General features: G+C 54.6%; 1 protein-coding gene. It reads left to right on the top strand.

The window, feature by feature from the left end:
• Positions 1-403, top strand: a 403-nt coding sequence (locus H6A60_RS12740) for a hypothetical protein (protein ID WP_205105231.1), incomplete at both ends; no start/stop codon positions are given.

Here is a 403-nt window from a genome sequence, read left to right as displayed (position 1 = left end):
ACGGCTGCTTCGGGTTCGACCTTTGTCATTAACGGCTCTGGCGCCGCGACGGCCGATCTCCGTGCGAGCGTAAATTTTGCCAAGGATGCGTCGCTTTCGGGTGCGAATTTCAGCCTTGAAAATGCGCAGCTCACTTTTGATCTATCTGATTCGGGCAACTACTCGTACGTTTCGGTGAACGATACGAGCAAATTCACGCTCGGCTCCAATTCGGCCCTCCTTATTGACGCGCGCAATGGGAGTGCTTCCCAGAACTATCAGCTCAACAACACGCTGACGCTTTCGGGCGGCCTGATTTCCTTCGACGATGTCCTGTTCACGACAGGGGACCAGGGAAATACAGCCATTCTCAACGTAGGGACGCTTGACGTCACCGACGTTGGTTATATTGGCGTCTCTGCGG

The organism is Sutterella massiliensis, from assembly GCF_016899755.1.
Classification (GTDB): Bacteria; Pseudomonadota; Gammaproteobacteria; order Burkholderiales; family Burkholderiaceae_F; genus Sutterella; species Sutterella massiliensis.
The sequence above is the reverse complement of the archived record's forward strand: the minus strand, read 5'-3'. Positions and strand labels throughout refer to the sequence as shown.